This window comes from Streptomyces sp. MJM8645 (assembly GCF_001625365.1).
Classification (GTDB): Bacteria; Actinomycetota; Actinomycetes; order Streptomycetales; family Streptomycetaceae; genus Kitasatospora.
Window position 1 is genome coordinate 6,049,151 of record NZ_LJJF01000001.1, and the last position, 14,918, is coordinate 6,064,068.

The following is a 14,918-nucleotide window of genomic DNA, read 5'->3' on the forward strand; positions in this document are numbered from 1 at the left end:
ACGGAGGTTTGCCCTTGAGACCCACCACCATCAACTGGACCCCGCCCGAACGCGCCCAGGGCGAGCCCCGCCCGCCGGCCCAGTGGCGGCGCATCCTCGCCCTCTTCCGCCCGTACACGGGCCGCCTCACGGTCGTCGGGCTGCTGGTGGCGGCCTCCGCCGTGGTGTCGGTGGCCTCGCCGTTCCTGCTCAAGGCCGTCCTGGACACCGCGATCCCGCAGGGCCGCACCGGGCTGCTCAGCCTGCTCGCGCTCGGCATGGTTCTCGCGGCCGTGGTGAACAGCATCTTCAACGTCCTGCAGACGCTGATCTCCACCACCGTCGGCCAGCGCGTCATGCACGACCTGCGCACCGCCGTCTACAGCCACCTGCAACGGCAGTCGCTGGCCTTCTTCACCCGCACCCGCACCGGCGAGGTGCAGTCCCGGATCGCCAACGACATCGGCGGCATGCAGTCCACCGTGACGTCCACCGCGACCAGCCTGGTCTCCAACTTCACCGCGGTGATCGCCTCCGTGGTCGCCATGGTCGCGCTCGACTGGCGGCTCACCGTCGTCTCGCTGCTGCTGCTCCCGCTGTTCGTCTGGATCAGCCGGCGGGTCGGCAACGAGCGCAAGAAGATCACCACCGAGCGGCAGAAGCAGCTGGCCGCGATGAGTTCGGCGGTCCAGGAGTCGCTGTCGGTCAGCGGCATCCTGCTCGGCCGCACGATGGGCCGCTCCGACTCGCTCGCCCGTGAGTTCACCGGGCAGTCCGACCAGCTGGCCGACCTCGAAGTGCGGGCCAGCATGGCCGGGCGCTGGCGGATGAACACCATCCAGATCGTCATGGCCGCGATGCCCGCGGTCATCTACTGGGCGGCGGGGCTGTCCGCGGCGGGCGGCGCACCGATCGTCTCGGTCGGCACCCTGGTCGCCTTCGTCACCCTCCAGCAGGGCCTGTTCCGCCCGACCGTCAGCCTGCTCTCCACCGGAGTGGACGTGCAGACCTCGCTCGCGCTCTTCCAGCGCATCTTCGAGTACCTCGACCTGCCGGTGGAGATCGCCGAGCCGCCGAAGCCGCGGAACCTGACCGACATCCGCGGCGAGGTCCGCTTCGAGGACGTCGACTTCCGCTACGACCCCGCGCAGGAACGGCCGACGCTCTCCGGGATCGAACTCAAGGTCCCGGCCGGGAGCTCACTGGCCGTGGTCGGTGAGACGGGCTCCGGCAAGACCACGCTCAGCTACCTCGTCCCGCGGCTGTACGACGTCACCGGCGGCCGGGTCACCATCGACGGCGTGGACGTGCGCGAACTGTCCTTCGACACGCTGGCCCGCGCGGTCGGCGTGGTCTCCCAGGAGACCTACCTCTTCCACGCCTCGGTCGCCGAGAACCTGCGCTTCGCCAAGCCGGAGGCCACCGACGCCGAACTGGTCGAAGCCGCCCGGGCCGCGCAGGTCCACGAGACCATCGCCGCCCTGCCGGACGGCTACGACACCCTGGTCGGCGAGCGCGGCTACCGCTTCTCCGGCGGTGAGAAGCAGCGCCTCGCGCTCGCCCGGACGATCCTGCGCAACCCGCCGGTGCTGATCCTCGACGAGGCCACCAGCGCGCTCGACAACCGCACCGAACAGGCCGTCCAGCAGGCCGTGGACACCCTGGCCGCCGGTCGCACCACCATCACCATCGCGCACCGGCTCTCCACCGTCCGGGCCGCCGACCAGATCGCCGTCCTCGACCGTGGTGAGGTGGTCGAACTCGGCACCCACGAGGAACTGGTGGAGCTGGACGGGCGCTACGCGGCACTGCTGCGCCGGGAGGCACCGGAGCCGGCCGCCGTCGTACCGGAGGCGGCCGCGCTCGGACACGTGTGAGCGCTCGCCCCGGTGCGGCGAAGCGTGATGTGGCGCAGCGAGGTGTGGCGCGGCGTGATGTGGCGTGGTGCGCGGCCGGGGCCTACGCGGCCTTCGGTGCCTCGTTGTAGCGCTCCGCGACCTCCTGGCCGGAGAGCCGCTGGATCGCCGCCATCACCTCGTCGGTCACCTGCCGACGGGCCTTCAGCGAGCGGGCCTGCCCGTGCAGCTCGTCGAAGTGCAGCGGCTCGCCGAACCGGACGGTCACCTTCTTGATCCGCGGCACCCGCTTGCCCACCGGCAGGATCTGCTCCGGTCCCTCCAGCGCCACCGGCACCACCGGCACGCCCGCGGTCAGCGCCAGCCAGGCGACGCCCGTCTTGCCCCGGTAGAGCCGGCCGTCCAGCGACCGGGTGCCCTCGGGGTAGATGCCGAAGGCCTTGCCGTCCTCCAGGATCTCCAGCGCCGACTCCAGCGAGGCCTGAGCGGAACGGTAGGTGCCGCGCTCGACCGGCACCGCGCCGATCGCCTCGAAGAAGTCCTTGGAGAGCCGGCCCTTGAGCCCCGTCCCGGTGAAGTACTCGGCCTTGGCGAGGAAGTGGACCCGGCGCGGGGCGGTGAGCGGGATCACCACGCTGTCGATGAAGGACAGGTGGTTGCTGGCCAGGATGACCCCGCCCTTGCGCGGCACGTTCTCGATGCCCTCGATGGTCGGCCGCCAGATGCCGCGTGAGACGGGTTTCAGCACCAGCCTGGTGGCGAGATCGAGCATGGTCCCTCCCTGGACGAACGATCGCCCGGGAGGAGCCCGGGCCTGCAATCAGATCCGCAGACTACGACAACCACCCCCGCGGCCGTCCACTCCCGGCGACCGTGGCGCGCACCACGGCCGGGTAGGGTACGCCCGTCCGAACAGAGCGCAACCCCGCAGTACCAGGAGGGCACGATGGAGACCACCGAGGCGATCAAGGCCATGTTCGACCGTTTCGACAAGAACGGCGATGGCAAGATCACTCCGGCCGAATACGCGCTGGTCGCGAACGAGATGGGCGACCACGCCGTGACGCTGTCGATGGCCGAGGCCCTGATCCACGCCATGGACACCCGTCACCAGGGCTTCCTGACCTTCGACGAGTTCCTGGCCGCCCGCCAGCGCTGAGCGTGCCGACGGGTCCGGTCGCCGTACCGGCGGCGCCGGGCCCGGTGCCGCACGGCTCCTCACGGCTCCTTAAGGCTCCTCAGGGCTCCGCACGGCTCCTCACGGATCCTCAAGGCTCCGGGAGCGCCGCGGGGCGCCTCAGGACTCCACCGGGAACACCCGGCGCACCACCCGCTCCGCCGCACCGCCGTCGTCCCACGGGCAGAACCGCGCCCGGAAGCGGGCCCGCGCGGCCGGCTCCGGATCGCCCGCCAGCAGCGCCTTCGCCAGCCCGTCCGGGTCCACCGTGACGGCCCCCGGCGGCTGCTCGAACAGGTCGAAGTAGACGCCGCGCACCCGCTGGTACTCCTCCCAGTCCGGCGCGAAGATCACGACCGGCCGGTCCAGCACCGCGTAGTCGAACATCATCGACGAGTAGTCCGTCACCAGCGCGTCCGCCGCGAGGTAGAGGTCCTCCACGGTCGGGTGGGCCGAGACGTCGACGATCGCGGCCGAACCCTCGCCCGCCGCCAAGTCGCCCGGGCCGCCAGTGTGGAAGTAGTGCGTGCGCACCAGCAGGGTGAAGTCAGGGCCAAGCCGCCGGGCCAGCTCCCGGACGTCCAGCAGCGGTACGTAGCCGCCCTGGTCGCCGCGGTGGGTCGGGGCGTACAGCACGGCCGTGGTGTCCGGCCGCAGCCCGAACCGCTCGCGCATGGCCCGCACTTCGTCCGGTGTGGTGTTGGCCAGCCGGTCGTTGCGCGGGTAGCCGGTGTCCAGCATCTCGTACCGGCCGGGGAAGGCGCGGGTGAAGTGCTCGCTGGTGTGCGGGTTGGAGGAGACCAGGAAGTCCCAGCGGTCGACGGCCTCCTGGAGCCGCTCGAAGTCCATCCCCTCGGCGGCCTCGGGGCGTTCGCGCAGGTCCATGCCCATCGCCTTGAGCGGGGTGCCGTGTTGGGTCTGCACGTGCACGGTGCCCGCCCGCTTCGCCATCGTGCGCGGGAAGTTGACGTTGTTGACGAAGTACTTGGCGGTCGCCATCGCCTTGAGGTAGGCGGGGGTGTTGACGATCACGTACGGCACGCCGGGCGGCATGGCCGCGGCCTGCCTGCGGTTCTCCACCACCCACACGCCCCGGATCTGCGGCGCCAGTTCCCTGGCCTTCTCGTAGATCGCCGCCGGGCTGCACGCGTAACCCCGGTGCCAGTACGCCGCGTAGACCGCCAGGTGCTCGTCCAGCGGCAGCCGGCGGAAGGCGTTGTACGCGGTGAACCGGGCGCCGCTGCGCACGCCCTTCTTCACGGCCGGGGCCACCGCCCTTGCCCCGCGCTTGAGTTCGCGCGGCAGCTGCCCGGTGCGGCGCAGCTCCGCGTACGCGATCCGGGCGCCGCGCGCGGCCAGCCGGTACTGCACGCCGCGCACGCCGCCGGGGTAGCGGTAGCCGGTCGGGCGGTGCCGGGCGAAGTGCCGGGCGATCTGGCGGAAGAAGTCCTTGCGCCGGTCGGCGGGGACCAGCCCGGGGGTGTCGTAGACGTTCAGCGCCTGCCGGACGGTCCGGTCGAAGACCAGGGTGCGCAGTGCGTCGGGGACGGGTCGGCCGGGGCGGTCCGGGCGGTCCAGGAAGGCGAAGATCGCGTCGTACTGGGCGAACACGTCGGCGTGCTTGGGGGAGGCGGTGGCGGTGATCGCGCCGTCCCGGCCGCGCCGGTAGAAGTAGCAGGGGCGGTCGAGGTAGCGCAGCCGCTCGGCGGCCAGCAGCGCGGGGTAGGTGACCGAGATGTCCTCGTAGTAGCCGCGGCCGAAGGAGACGCCGAGGCCCTCCAGGAAGGCGCGGCGGAACACCTTGTTCCAGACCGACATCACGGTCTGGAACAGCGCCGGGTGTTCGGCCAGCGTGCACCCCTCGACCAGCGGGGAGTCGGCCAGCACGTGGCGCCAGGGGTTCGGCTCGGTCTCGCCGTCCGGGTAGACGTGGGTGAAGCCGGTGAGCAGGACGTCGGCGGGCGTCCCGGGCCCGCGCTCCCGCTCCTGCTCCAGCTCCAGTTCGTCCAGGATCGCGCCCACCGTTCGCTCGGGCAGCCAGTCGTCGCTGTCCACGAACCAGACGTACTCGCCGCGCACCTGCGCCAGGGCGGCGGTGCGGGCGCCGCCGAGGCCCTGGTTCTCGGTGAGGTGCAGGACCCGCAGTCGGGGGTCGCGGGCCGCGTAGGCGTCCAGGATCGCGCCGGAGCCGTCGGGGGAGAGGTCGTCGACCGCGATCACCTCGAAACGGGACTCCGTGGCGGGGGTGTCGCCGAGGATCGAGTCGAGGCAGCGCGGCAGGAACCGCTCCACGCCGTGGACCGGGAGCACGATGCTGAGGAGGAGGGGCACGCTGGCCGAGTCTACCGATCGACCGGGTGCGACCTGCGGGGACGTCCGACCGGGGTGATCGGCCGAGGTGACCGGCCGGGCTGACCGGCCGCGGTGGAACCGTGGCCACGATCGCCGCTGGGCCCGGAACCGCCGGTGCCGGGCCCTGAACGGGGCGGCACCGGCAGCCTGGCGGCGGCCCGGCCGACCCTCTACGGCCGACCGCCTTTCCGGGCACCTCGCGAGCCTGGCCACCGCAGCGTCGAGGCGGCCGGGCAGTGGCTCGCGGGAGCCGGAGTTCTTCATCACTCGAACACGCGCCCGGGTGCGATGCGGGCGCGGACGCGTTCTCACAGATATTGCTTGGAGGATTCCCCGGAGTCAATCCCTCGAATGTGTTCACTTCATGAAGCCTGGAGGTGTCGACCGGTCGCTTTGTCGACGGCCCCGGCTGTCCCCTATATCCACCGCGGTATCCGCGTCGTGTTCACCGCCGCATCCGCCGCGGCATCCCTCATGGCCGCCGGGCCGCCCGCAGGGACGCGTGCGGGGTCGCGCGCGCCCGGCGTGCGCCGTGCGGCCGGGCGCCGGACCTGTGCCCCGGGTACTGCTGACAGATGGCCGGTCGTGCACCATCATTGATGCCTAGTCGTGATCGCCCTGGTGGCCCCTGGTGCATCGTCAGTTGACGCCGCACGGTACGGTGGCACAACACCAAGGACGGTTGCGCGAAGGCCGTCCATCGCGGATAGTCTTCGCCTCACGGCCCTGGCGCCTCGTAGGGGTGGGAAAACTGATGGAACACATGCAAGTGCGGACTCGGCCCCGCGTGCCGGCGATCCAGTGCGGTGTCGGCACGACCGGCCGTCGGATCGACCGACACCTGGCCGTGCTCGGCGCGCCCGCGCTCCCGGCGGTGGACACCGCCGAGGCGCTCGGGTTGATAAGGGAGCTGACGCCGCGCGGCGCGGACGCCCCGACGGCCAAGCGTCGTCACGCGCGGATCTCGCTGCTGACGCCACTGCGCCGGCTGCGGCGAAGCCTCTTCGGCGGGCGCGGCTAGCGCCCGTCGGCCCGGGGCCTACGGCTCCGCGGCCCGGGCCTCCCGGGCCACCCGGTGCGGATCGGGACCCCGACCCGGCGGACCACACGGACCGTCGGGTCTTCGGCGTGCTCGGATCCGGGCACGCCCCGGCCGGGCCGATGTGGTCTAAACCTTTCAGCCTAGTGCACCTCGCCGCCCCCACAGGCGGAGTCGGCGAGGTGCTGCGCGGGGCCCGTCGAGGTGGGTCAGGATGGCGCCATGGCGGACAACATCCACTCCACCCACCAGGGCCTCTTCCAGACCACCACCATCGAGATCACCACCGGCAGCCGAGAGGTCGCGCTCGACATCACCGACCGCTGTGCCGCGTTCCTCACCGAGCGGGCCGCCGGCTGCGACGGCCTGCTCAACGTCTTCGTCCCGCACGCCACCGCCGGAATCGCGGTGCTGGAGACCGGCTCCGGCAGCGACGACGATTTCCTCGCCACCCTGCGCGAACTGCTCCCCGCCGACGACCGCTGGCGCCACCGGCACGGCAGCCCCGGCCACGGGCGGGACCACGTGGTGCCCGGCCTGGTCGCCCCGCACGCCACCCTGCCGGTGATCGGCGGCCAGCTGGCGCTCGGCATCTGGCAGTCCGTGGTGCTGATCGACACCAACGGCGACAATCCGCGCCGGACGGTGCGGCTCTCCTTCTTCGGCTGACCCGACTTCTGCGGCCGGGACTCGCTCGGGCGGGACTCCTTCGGCCGACATTCCTTAGGCCGACTCGACGCGCTACTCGACGGCGGGATCGGCCGGGCCCGCGGGCCCGGCCGGCTCGGCCACGGCCATGGCGGCGGCCACCGCGGCCAGGTAGCGCTCGATCGCCAGGTACTGGCAGAGCAGCGCGACCGGCCGGCCCAGCCGCGCGTACCAGGCGGTCAGCCGGGAGAACGCCGACACCTCGAACCACACCTCGCCGGCGGCGTCCATGGACACCAGGAACGCCTCCTCGCCGCACTCCGGGTGCCCGGAGAGCGTGCCGTACGCGAAGCCGATCCGGTCCGGCTCCTCGACCGTCCACGCCACCCGGCACGGGATCACCAGCCGGGGCCACCGGCTGCCCGGCAGGCTCAGCCGCAGCAGCACCGTCGACCCCGGCTCGGCCGGCGCGTGCGGGTACACGGCGAAACCGGTGCCCAGCTGGCTGCCCCAGCCGAGTACGTACCGCCCGGCCCGGGCCAGCACCTGAGGCCCGCGGCCCAGGTGCACCCGCCGCCGCAGGTGCGCGTAGCCGTCCGGCAGCGGGCCTCCGCGGGTGGCGCCGACCTCGGGGTAGGAGGGCGCGCTGGCGCGGGCGGCGAGCAGGCGCCGCTGGAGGTCGGTGGCCATGCGGTCACCGTAGCCGGGCGTCGTGGGCCCGCCGTCGGCGGGTCGCCCGGGGGGAGCTGGGTCGGGTCGGGCGGGGGCGGGCCGGTTCGGGCTGCGCCCGCTCCTGGACGGCGCCGCCGCCCTGATCGAGGAGTGCGGGGACCGGGTCAGGCTGGGTCAGGGCGGGCCGGCGCTCGGTTCGGGCTCGGGTCGGCGGCGCCTTGCGGCGGGGGCCGGGGGCGGAGTAGGAAGGCGGCATGAGCGACAGCGCGAGGAACGAGGACACGGCGGTCTGCGAGTTCGCCCCCGACGACGGGGCGCAGGCGGCGCTGGTGCGCGATCCGGCGTCGACCGGGCCGCGGGCCGACTGCGTCCTGTGCGGGGAGCCGACCGAACTGCCCGCCGACCACCCGGGCAGCACGCTGTGCCCGGTCTGCGCCTGGCAGCAGGCCCAGCGGGTGGCCTGTTCGGGCTGATCCGAAAGAGAGCCCCTAGCCGCGATGCCACCGGCTTGACAGCGCCCGCAAGTCGCTGACCTGCGGTGATGCTGGGGCGAGAAGGCCCGGGAAGGCCGTCTCAAAGCCGCTGGCAGTGTCCCTGGGCGGCCCCTAGGCGTCCTCCCTCCCGGCCAGGGCCAGGGTCGAGCCGCGTCGCCCCTTGCGGACCAGGAGCTGGGCGGGGATGCGGGTGCGCAGGTCGGCGACGTGACTGACGATGCCGACCGCCCGGTCGCGTTCACGCAGGCCGTCGAGGACGTCCATCACCTCCTCCAGGGACTGCTCGTCGAGCGTGCCGAAGCCCTCGTCGATGAACAGGGTGTCCAGCGGCATGCCGCCGGCCTCGTCGGTGACCACGTCGGCCAGGCCCAGGGCCAGGGCGAGGGAGGCGAAGAAGCTCTCGCCCCCGGAGAGCGTCGCGGTGTCCCGCTCGGTGCCCGTCCAGGCGTCGACCACCCGCAGGGCCAGGCCCGAGCGCTTGTTGCCGGTGCCCCGGTCGTCGCTGTGCACCAGGGTGTAGCGGCCGCCGGACATCCGGACCAGCCGGTCGCTGGCCGCCGCCGCGACCTGCTCCAGCCGGGCCGCCAGGACGTAGGACTCCAGGCGCATCCGGAGCCGGTTCTCGGTGGAGGTGCCGGCGGCCAGCGCCGCGAGCCGGTTGATCCGCCCGTACCGGGCCAGCGCCGGGGCCAACTCGTCCGCGAGGTCGGCTAGTTGCCGACCGATCGAGGCCAGTGCCGCGCACCGTTCGTCGGCCGCCGAGCGGGCGGCGTGGGCCCGGCCCAGCCGGTCGGTGGCGGCGCCGAGCGCGGCCGCGGCGGCGGGCAGGTCGACCGGCGGACGGGCCGCGGCCTCGGCCAGATCGGGCAGCGCGAGTTCGTGCCGGACGGCGGCGGACTCCGTCCGGTGCCGCTCCAGTCGGGCTGCCAGCCGCTCGCGCTCCGCGCGGGGGAGCAGCACGGCCAGGGCCTCCTCGGCGCTCGGGAAGCCCGCTGCGGCCGCGGCCTCGGCGAGCTCGCCCTCGGCGTCCCCGAGCCGGGCCAGCGCCTGAGCGCAGGCCCGCGAGGCCTCGGCCACGGCGGCGACCCGCTCGACCAGCCGCTCCAGCGCGGCCGCCCGCGCGGCGACGGAGGCCGCCTCGCCCCGGGCCGCGGTCACCCGTGCGGCGAGCTCGCGCTGTTCGTGCCGGAGCGCCTGGAGCCGGTCGGTGCGGACGGCGGCGCGCTCCCGGGCCTCGCGCAGCTCGGCGAGCCGGCGGTCCCGGTCGGCCGACAAACGGGCGATCTCCTGCTCGACCCGGCCGAGCGCCTCCGCCGAGTGCAGTGCCTCGCGGTGCTCGCGGTCCAGCTCGGCGAGGGCCTGCGCGAGCGCGTCGGAGCCCTCCGGCCCGGCTGCGCCGGTGGCGGTGGCCTCGCGGACCCGCAGCGCGGTGAGGGTCTGGTCCGCTGCCGTCCAGGCCTGTTCGGCGGTGGCCTGGGCCCGGCGGGCACGCTCCTCGTCGTCGGCGCCGACCCGGCCGTCGGTGGTCTCGGCGGGTGCCGGGTGTTCGGGTGAGCCGCAGACCCGGCACGCTTCGCCCGTGCGCAGTTGCTCGGCCAGCTCGGCGGCCATGCCAGCCAGCCGCCGCTCGCGCAGGCCGAGGCCGTACTCGCGGGCGTCCAGCGCGGCGGTGCGCAGGGCGGCAGCGCGTGGCTCGGCGGCGGCGATCTCGGCCCGCAGGCCGTCACGCTCCCGGGCGGCATCCAGGCGGGTGCTCAACTCGGCCCGTCGGCCGTCGAGTTGCTCGACCAGTGCGCCCGCCGCCCGGGCCCGGTCCTGCTGCTCCTGGAGGCCGCCGAGCCGCGCGTCGTACTCGGCCAGCCAGTCCTCGGCCTCCTCGGCGAGCTCGTCGGCCCGCCGGCGCTCCTCGTCCAGGCTCCGCTGCTCGCGGGCGAGTTCGGCGCAGCGCCGCTCCTCCGCCCCGGCGGCCTCCAGCCGGACCAGCCCGGCCCGCAGTTCGCGTTCGGCCTCGGCCAGCTCGGCGGTCCCCGCTTCGGCGAGTGCCGGGCCCCCGGCGGCAGCGCTGCCCGTGCCGCCGTCGCCGGCCAGCACCTCGCGGTGCCGTCGCTCGGCCTCCCGGGCCCGTCGGTGCGCCTCGGTCGCGCCCTCGTGCAGCCGCAGCGCGGACTCCACCCCGACGGCCGCCTGCGCCGCCGCCAGCCGCCGGCCGTCCCGGGCCGCCTCGGGCTCGAACGCGGCCAGCCGGTCGGCCTGGAGCAGCGCCTGCCGGTGGCGGCGCTGCCGCCCGGCCAGCTCCTCGGCGGCCGCGCGCTCGCCCTGGGCGGTGCGTTGCGCCTCCTCGGCGCCTGCCAGCGCGGCCCCGGCGACGGTGCGCTGTTCGGCTGCGCCGCTGCGCAGGATCGCCGCCCAGCCGAGCACCCCGGCGGTCAGGTCGGCGGCGTCCTCCTCGGCCGGCACCCAGCCCTCGGCGGGCTCGGCGCCCGGGCCGGCCGCCTGCTCGGCCTTGCTGGCGAGATCCCGCAGACGGCGACGGCCGGCCTGGACGGCGGCCTCCTGAACGCGCCGCTGCTCCGCGAGCCACCCCTCGACGTGCTGGAACCGCTCGGTGTCGAACAGCCGCCGCAGCAGCTTGCCGCGCTCCTCCGAGTCGCCCTTGAGGAAGCGGGCGAAGTCGCCCTGCGGCAGCAGCACCACCTGGCAGAACTGCTCCCGGTTCATGCCGATCAGCCGGTGGATCTCCTCCCCGGCCTCCTGGTGCGACTTGCTCACCGCCCGCCAGCCGGGCGTGCCGTCCCCCGCGTCGGCGGCCCACTCGCGCAGCAGGGTCTGCGGCCGCTCGACGGTGGTGCCGGTGCCGACCTTCTTCGGCCGCCGCTGCTCCGGCAGCCGGGTGATCTGCAGCCGCCGCCCGCCGAGCGTTAGCTCCAGCCGGACCTCGGTCAGCCTGCGCGCCTCGGCGTGGTCGCTGCGCAGCCGGTTGGCCCGCCGGGTGCCGGGGACGTCGCCGTAGAGGGCGAAGCAGACTGCGTCCAGCACGCTGCTCTTGCCCGCGCCGGTGGCGCCGCGCAGCAGGAACAGGCCGCCGGCGGCGAGCGCGTCGAAGTCGACGCTCTCGCTGCCCGCGAACGGGCCGAACGCGCTGACGGTGAGCCGGTGCAGCCTCATCGGGGCAGGTCCGCCTTCCGGTCGGTGGTCTCCCGGACGCTCTCGAACCCGGCACGCAGCCAGCCCAGCTCGTCCGGTTCCGGCTCGGCACCCGGGCGCACGTGCCGCAGGAAGCCCTCCGCGATCTCCAGGTCGGCCCGGCCGCTGACCCGGGCCGCGTACGACCGGGAGGGTTCGGCCTCGCTCTCCTCGGGGTCGAAGAGCAGTTGGAGGGTGTGCGGGAAGCGGCGCCGCAGCTTCTCCATCGGCTCGCTCGGGCGGGCCGCGTCGGTGAGCGTCGCCTGCACCCAGGCCTGCTCGTACGGCGCGTACTCGTCCTTGGTGAGCAGCGCGTCGAGGCTGTCGCGCAGGGTGGCGAGCGGGCGCGGGCGCGGGCAGTCGACGCGCTCGGCGGCGACCGAGCCGTCGGCCGCGAGGTCGACCAGCCACATGGTCTTGCGCTGGTCCACCTCGGAGAAGGAGTAGGCGAGCGGCGAGCCGCTGTAGCGCAGGTGCGGGGCGAGGGTCTGGCAGCCGTGCAGGTGGCCGAGCGCGGCGTAGTGCACGCCGTCGAAGACGGAGGCGGGCACCGAGGCGACGCCGCCGACCGCGATGTCCCGCTCGCTGTCGCTCGCCGTGCCGCCGGTGACGAAGGCGTGCGCCAGCACCACCGCGCGGGTGCCGGCCGGGCGGGCCGCGAGATCGGCCCGGACCAGGTCCATCGCCGCGCCGAGCACCGCCGCGTGCCCGCCGCGCTCCAGCCCGAACCGCTCGCGCACCAGCGTCGGCTCCAGGTACGGCAGCCCGTACACCGCCACCGGCCCGTGCTCGTCCGCCAGCAGCACCGGGGCGGCGCACTCGCCCGGGTCGGTGCGCAGGTGGATGCCGGCCCGGCCGATCAGCCCGGCGCCGACGCCGAGGCGGCGGGCCGAGTCGTGGTTGCCGCTGATGAACACCGTCGGCACGCCCAGCCCGGCCAGCCGGTGCAGCACGTCGTCGAACAGGGCGACCGCGTCCAGGCCCGGCAGCGCCCGGTCGTACACGTCCCCGGCGACGAGCACGGCGTCCACGCGCTCGGCCCGGACCACGTCCACCAGGTGGTCCAGGAAGGCGCGCTGGGCGTCGTGCAGGCTCTCCCGGTGGAAGGAACGGCCCAGATGCCAGTCGGAGGTATGCAGCAGTCGCACTACAGCGCCCCTACCTGCATGTTTGCCACTTCCATGTCCTCCGAGTCAGCACCGAGTCAGCACCGGTCACGCGGCCGGCGCCTGGTCAGTACCGAGTATCACAGGACCCACCGACAGAGCCCCGTCCATCACAGCCCTCAGCCTCTCACCCGCATCAGGGGACAGGCGGCCGCAGACGTCGGCGGTGATCCGGATCGTGGATCCCAAGGAAAATGGGTCGGGCCCCGCCTTCTCGGGTGGGGCCCGCTTTCCTTGTTTCACGAGGCCCCCGAGATTCGCCGCACAACTGGCGTTGATCGAATGTCTACTGGCCGCTGGTCCACTGTGAGAACTGACCCCTTCGAGTCCTTGGACAACCATAGTGATCAAGCGTGTAGTAGTTGGCGTAGCGGCAACTGCGCTGTTCAGCCTCGGTGCCGGTGTGGCGCTTGCCCAGACGGGTGCGGAAAGCACGGCAGTCGTCACGGCTTTCCCTGCGACGGGTGCGGCCGTTCCGGTCGGCACCGAGGAGGCCCACGCTCAGGCCTCCGTGCCCGGACGGACCGGCGAGGCCAGCACCGCCAACTGGCACTGGGTCAACGGCGGAGCACGCAACACCGTTGTGACTCCGGCGGGCTGGAGCGGCAAGCGCTTCGAGGAATGATATTTCGGGATTGCCCGCTGGTGCCCTGCACCGGCGGGCATTCGCCGTTGTACGGCGCACCCGTTCACAGCTGGATCGTCGTCCAGAAGTGGTCCATCCAACTCGCTGCTTTTGCGGCCAGATCTGCTGGTGCGCCCAAAGCTGCCGCCTATTGGGCTGTGTCTCCATGCGGCAGTCGCATGGTTCCCGACCCTAACGTCCGGTACTGACAATCCCGTCCGGATCGGGAGCCCAGGGGTCCTGGGGCGCGCGTGTTCGATTACTTGGGGTGGATTGTCAGTGGCTCTGTGTATGTTCCTCGACGTCGGCGGCTCCAGGGTCGGAGCGGTCGACGGTGTCCGGTGCTGGGCTAGTCGGTGGGAGGAACCATGCGGGTGTGGTCGTTGGGTCGTGAGGGCTCCGGGGTTGCGGAGCGCTGTGCGGGGCGTTGTGGGGGCTGCCGGGGTTCCGGGGCCGTCGATGTCTTCGGGCGGTCGCGGGTCCGCCGGCGGGTGCTGCTGCGCGCCGGGCGGCGGGCCGGGGCGGATGGCGGGCCGGGTGCTCCCGGCGGGGCCCGGCCGTCCGGTGGTGACCGGCCGCCGGGAGGGCGTGCGGGCGGGGCCGGTGCGCGGGGGCGCCGTGGCGGGCGGGCCCGGGGTGCTCCGCCGCCGCAGCCGGTGGCGGTCGCGGTGGCGGCGGCTGCGTCCGACTTCGCCGGCCTCGCGCGGTACGGGCTGTTCGGCCGGCTCGCCCACCAGGAGTACCTGCGGCGCTCGGAGGAGCAGCTGAGGGCCCTGCACGCGCAGGGCCTGGAGGTGCACCTGCGGGTCCTGGAGGCGGGTGACTACGAGGACTACTGCACGGCGCTCGGCCTCGACCCCCGGACGCCCGCCGCCCGGGTCGCGTACGCGGGCGATCCGGAGCTGGCCGGGGAGCCCTTCGTCTACGCGGGGGAGCGGCTGGCCGAACTGCTCCCGGTCCTGCTGGACGACCACCGGGCGCGGGTGCGGATGTCCGTCGCGGGCGTGGCCCTGCTGGAGGCGGTCGGCGACGACCCGGACGGGCAGCGGCGGCTGGCGGCGGTGATGGGGTACGTGACATCGGCCTACCTCGCGCTGGCCGAGGGCGCGGGGGAGGGCTGCCACCTGCTGACGCTGCGCTGCCACGGCCCGGAGGACGGCGAGCAGCTCAGCTCGGCGGTGGAGGTCTGCGTGGAGGCGGGCGGCCTCTACCCCGCCGGGCGGGACACCGAGGCGTTCTGCGTGACGCTGGCGGCGGGGGTCGCTGGCGGCGGGGCGGGGGCGCTGCTGCTGCACGGCGATCCGGGCGTCCCGGCGTCCGGGGCCTCGGCCTCGGACGGGCCGTGGGTGCGCGGTTGGGCGCTGGCCGGCGGGCGGTTGCGGCCGATGACGGTGCACGAGGTGTTCGACGAGCTGGCCGACGACGCCGCGCGCGGGCTGCCGTTCCCGCCCGGGGTGGTCCCGCGACCGGGCTTCCCGCTGCCGGGCTTTTCGGAGCCCGCTTCCCCGTCGGAGGAGGGGGGTGGGCCGCTGGGGTGATCAGGGGGTTTCCACTCCTGCCATCCACCATGCGGCGCTGGGGACTGTTCATCGACCGCCTGTTCGGGGAAGATTCGGAGAAGATCAACAGCAGGAGCGCGCGGTGCCCCACGCCGCCGCTCCGGCCGCTCCGCTCCGTACCGTGCTCCGCAGGTCCGTCCCGCGCACTGCCGGTCCGGCGAGCCCGAC

Annotated in this window: 11 protein-coding genes; 6 read left to right on the forward strand and 5 right to left on the reverse strand. The window is 74.0% G+C overall.

What is annotated here, in order from left to right:
- Positions 1 to 14 precede the first annotated feature (14 nt).
- Complete coding sequence (locus tag A6F73_RS25785; RefSeq protein ID WP_063349967.1) at positions 15 to 1,856, forward strand: ABC transporter ATP-binding protein; 1,842 nt, start codon at positions 15 to 17, stop codon at positions 1,854 to 1,856.
- Positions 1,857 to 1,938: 82 nt separating this feature from the next.
- On the opposite strand, the gene A6F73_RS25790 is transcribed toward A6F73_RS25785, so the two are convergent.
- Complete coding sequence (locus tag A6F73_RS25790) at positions 1,939 to 2,607, reverse strand: lysophospholipid acyltransferase family protein (RefSeq protein WP_063349968.1); 669 nt, start codon at positions 2,605 to 2,607, stop codon at positions 1,939 to 1,941.
- Between the two features lie 174 nt (positions 2,608 to 2,781).
- Here A6F73_RS25790 and A6F73_RS25795 point away from each other — a divergent pair, with 174 nt between their 5' ends.
- Positions 2,782 to 2,994 (forward strand): EF-hand domain-containing protein, encoded by a 213-nt coding sequence (locus tag A6F73_RS25795; protein ID WP_063349969.1) that lies wholly within the window; start codon positions 2,782 to 2,784, stop codon positions 2,992 to 2,994.
- A 138-nt stretch (positions 2,995 to 3,132) separates the two neighbouring features.
- On the opposite strand, the gene A6F73_RS25800 is transcribed toward A6F73_RS25795, so the two are convergent.
- Positions 3,133 to 5,343 (reverse strand): CDP-glycerol glycerophosphotransferase family protein, encoded by a 2,211-nt coding sequence (locus tag A6F73_RS25800; protein ID WP_063349970.1) that lies wholly within the window; start codon positions 5,341 to 5,343, stop codon positions 3,133 to 3,135.
- A gap of 775 nt (positions 5,344 to 6,118) precedes the next feature.
- On the opposite strand from A6F73_RS25800, the gene A6F73_RS25805 reads away from it, so the two are divergent.
- Complete coding sequence (locus tag A6F73_RS25805; RefSeq protein WP_063349971.1) at positions 6,119 to 6,385, forward strand: hypothetical protein; 267 nt, start codon at positions 6,119 to 6,121, stop codon at positions 6,383 to 6,385.
- A 240-nt stretch (positions 6,386 to 6,625) separates the two neighbouring features.
- The gene (locus A6F73_RS25810) at positions 6,626 to 7,072 is read left to right on the forward strand and encodes a YjbQ family protein (RefSeq protein WP_063349972.1); all 447 of its coding nucleotides are present in this window, start codon (positions 6,626 to 6,628) and stop codon (positions 7,070 to 7,072) included.
- A gap of 72 nt (positions 7,073 to 7,144) precedes the next feature.
- Here A6F73_RS25810 and A6F73_RS25815 read toward each other — a convergent pair whose 3' ends face one another.
- The gene (locus A6F73_RS25815) at positions 7,145 to 7,741 is read right to left on the reverse strand and encodes a DUF1990 domain-containing protein (protein WP_079136004.1); all 597 of its coding nucleotides are present in this window, start codon (positions 7,739 to 7,741) and stop codon (positions 7,145 to 7,147) included.
- Between the two features lie 236 nt (positions 7,742 to 7,977).
- On the opposite strand from A6F73_RS25815, the gene A6F73_RS25820 reads away from it, so the two are divergent.
- Complete coding sequence (locus A6F73_RS25820) at positions 7,978 to 8,196, forward strand: hypothetical protein (RefSeq protein WP_063349973.1); 219 nt, start codon at positions 7,978 to 7,980, stop codon at positions 8,194 to 8,196.
- A 132-nt stretch (positions 8,197 to 8,328) separates the two neighbouring features.
- Here the strand turns inward: A6F73_RS25820 and A6F73_RS25825 are convergent, their stop codons facing one another.
- On the reverse strand, positions 8,329 to 11,382 hold the full coding sequence (locus A6F73_RS25825) for an SMC family ATPase (RefSeq protein WP_063349974.1): 3,054 nt from the start codon (positions 11,380 to 11,382) through the stop codon (positions 8,329 to 8,331).
- Positions 11,379 to 12,548 carry an exonuclease SbcCD subunit D gene (locus tag A6F73_RS25830; RefSeq protein WP_063349975.1) on the reverse strand — a complete coding sequence of 390 codons (1,170 nt, stop codon included), beginning with the start codon at positions 12,546 to 12,548 and terminating at the stop codon, positions 11,379 to 11,381. The genes A6F73_RS25825 and A6F73_RS25830 overlap by 4 nt, the downstream gene beginning before the upstream one ends.
- A 1,311-nt stretch (positions 12,549 to 13,859) precedes the next feature.
- On the opposite strand from A6F73_RS25830, the gene A6F73_RS25835 reads away from it, so the two are divergent.
- Complete coding sequence (locus tag A6F73_RS25835; RefSeq protein ID WP_159398544.1) at positions 13,860 to 14,729, forward strand: hypothetical protein; 870 nt, start codon at positions 13,860 to 13,862, stop codon at positions 14,727 to 14,729.
- Positions 14,730 to 14,918 lie beyond the last annotated feature (189 nt).

Bases quoted from the DNA above. Each gene is read 5' to 3' on its own strand.
- A6F73_RS25790 (WP_063349968.1), bottom strand. From the start codon at position 2,607: ATGCTCGATCTCGCCACCAGGCTGGTGCTGAAACCCGTCTCACGCGGC.
- A6F73_RS25795 (WP_063349969.1), top strand. From the start codon at position 2,782: ATGGAGACCACCGAGGCGATCAAGGCCATGTTCGACCGTTTCGACAAG.
- A6F73_RS25805 (WP_063349971.1), top strand. From the start codon at position 6,119: ATGGAACACATGCAAGTGCGGACTCGGCCCCGCGTGCCGGCGATCCAG.
- A6F73_RS25810 (WP_063349972.1), top strand. From the start codon at position 6,626: ATGGCGGACAACATCCACTCCACCCACCAGGGCCTCTTCCAGACCACC.
- A6F73_RS25815 (WP_079136004.1), bottom strand. From the start codon at position 7,741: ATGGCCACCGACCTCCAGCGGCGCCTGCTCGCCGCCCGCGCCAGCGCG.
- A6F73_RS25820 (WP_063349973.1), top strand. From the start codon at position 7,978: ATGAGCGACAGCGCGAGGAACGAGGACACGGCGGTCTGCGAGTTCGCC.
- A6F73_RS25825 (WP_063349974.1), bottom strand. From the start codon at position 11,382: ATGAGGCTGCACCGGCTCACCGTCAGCGCGTTCGGCCCGTTCGCGGGC.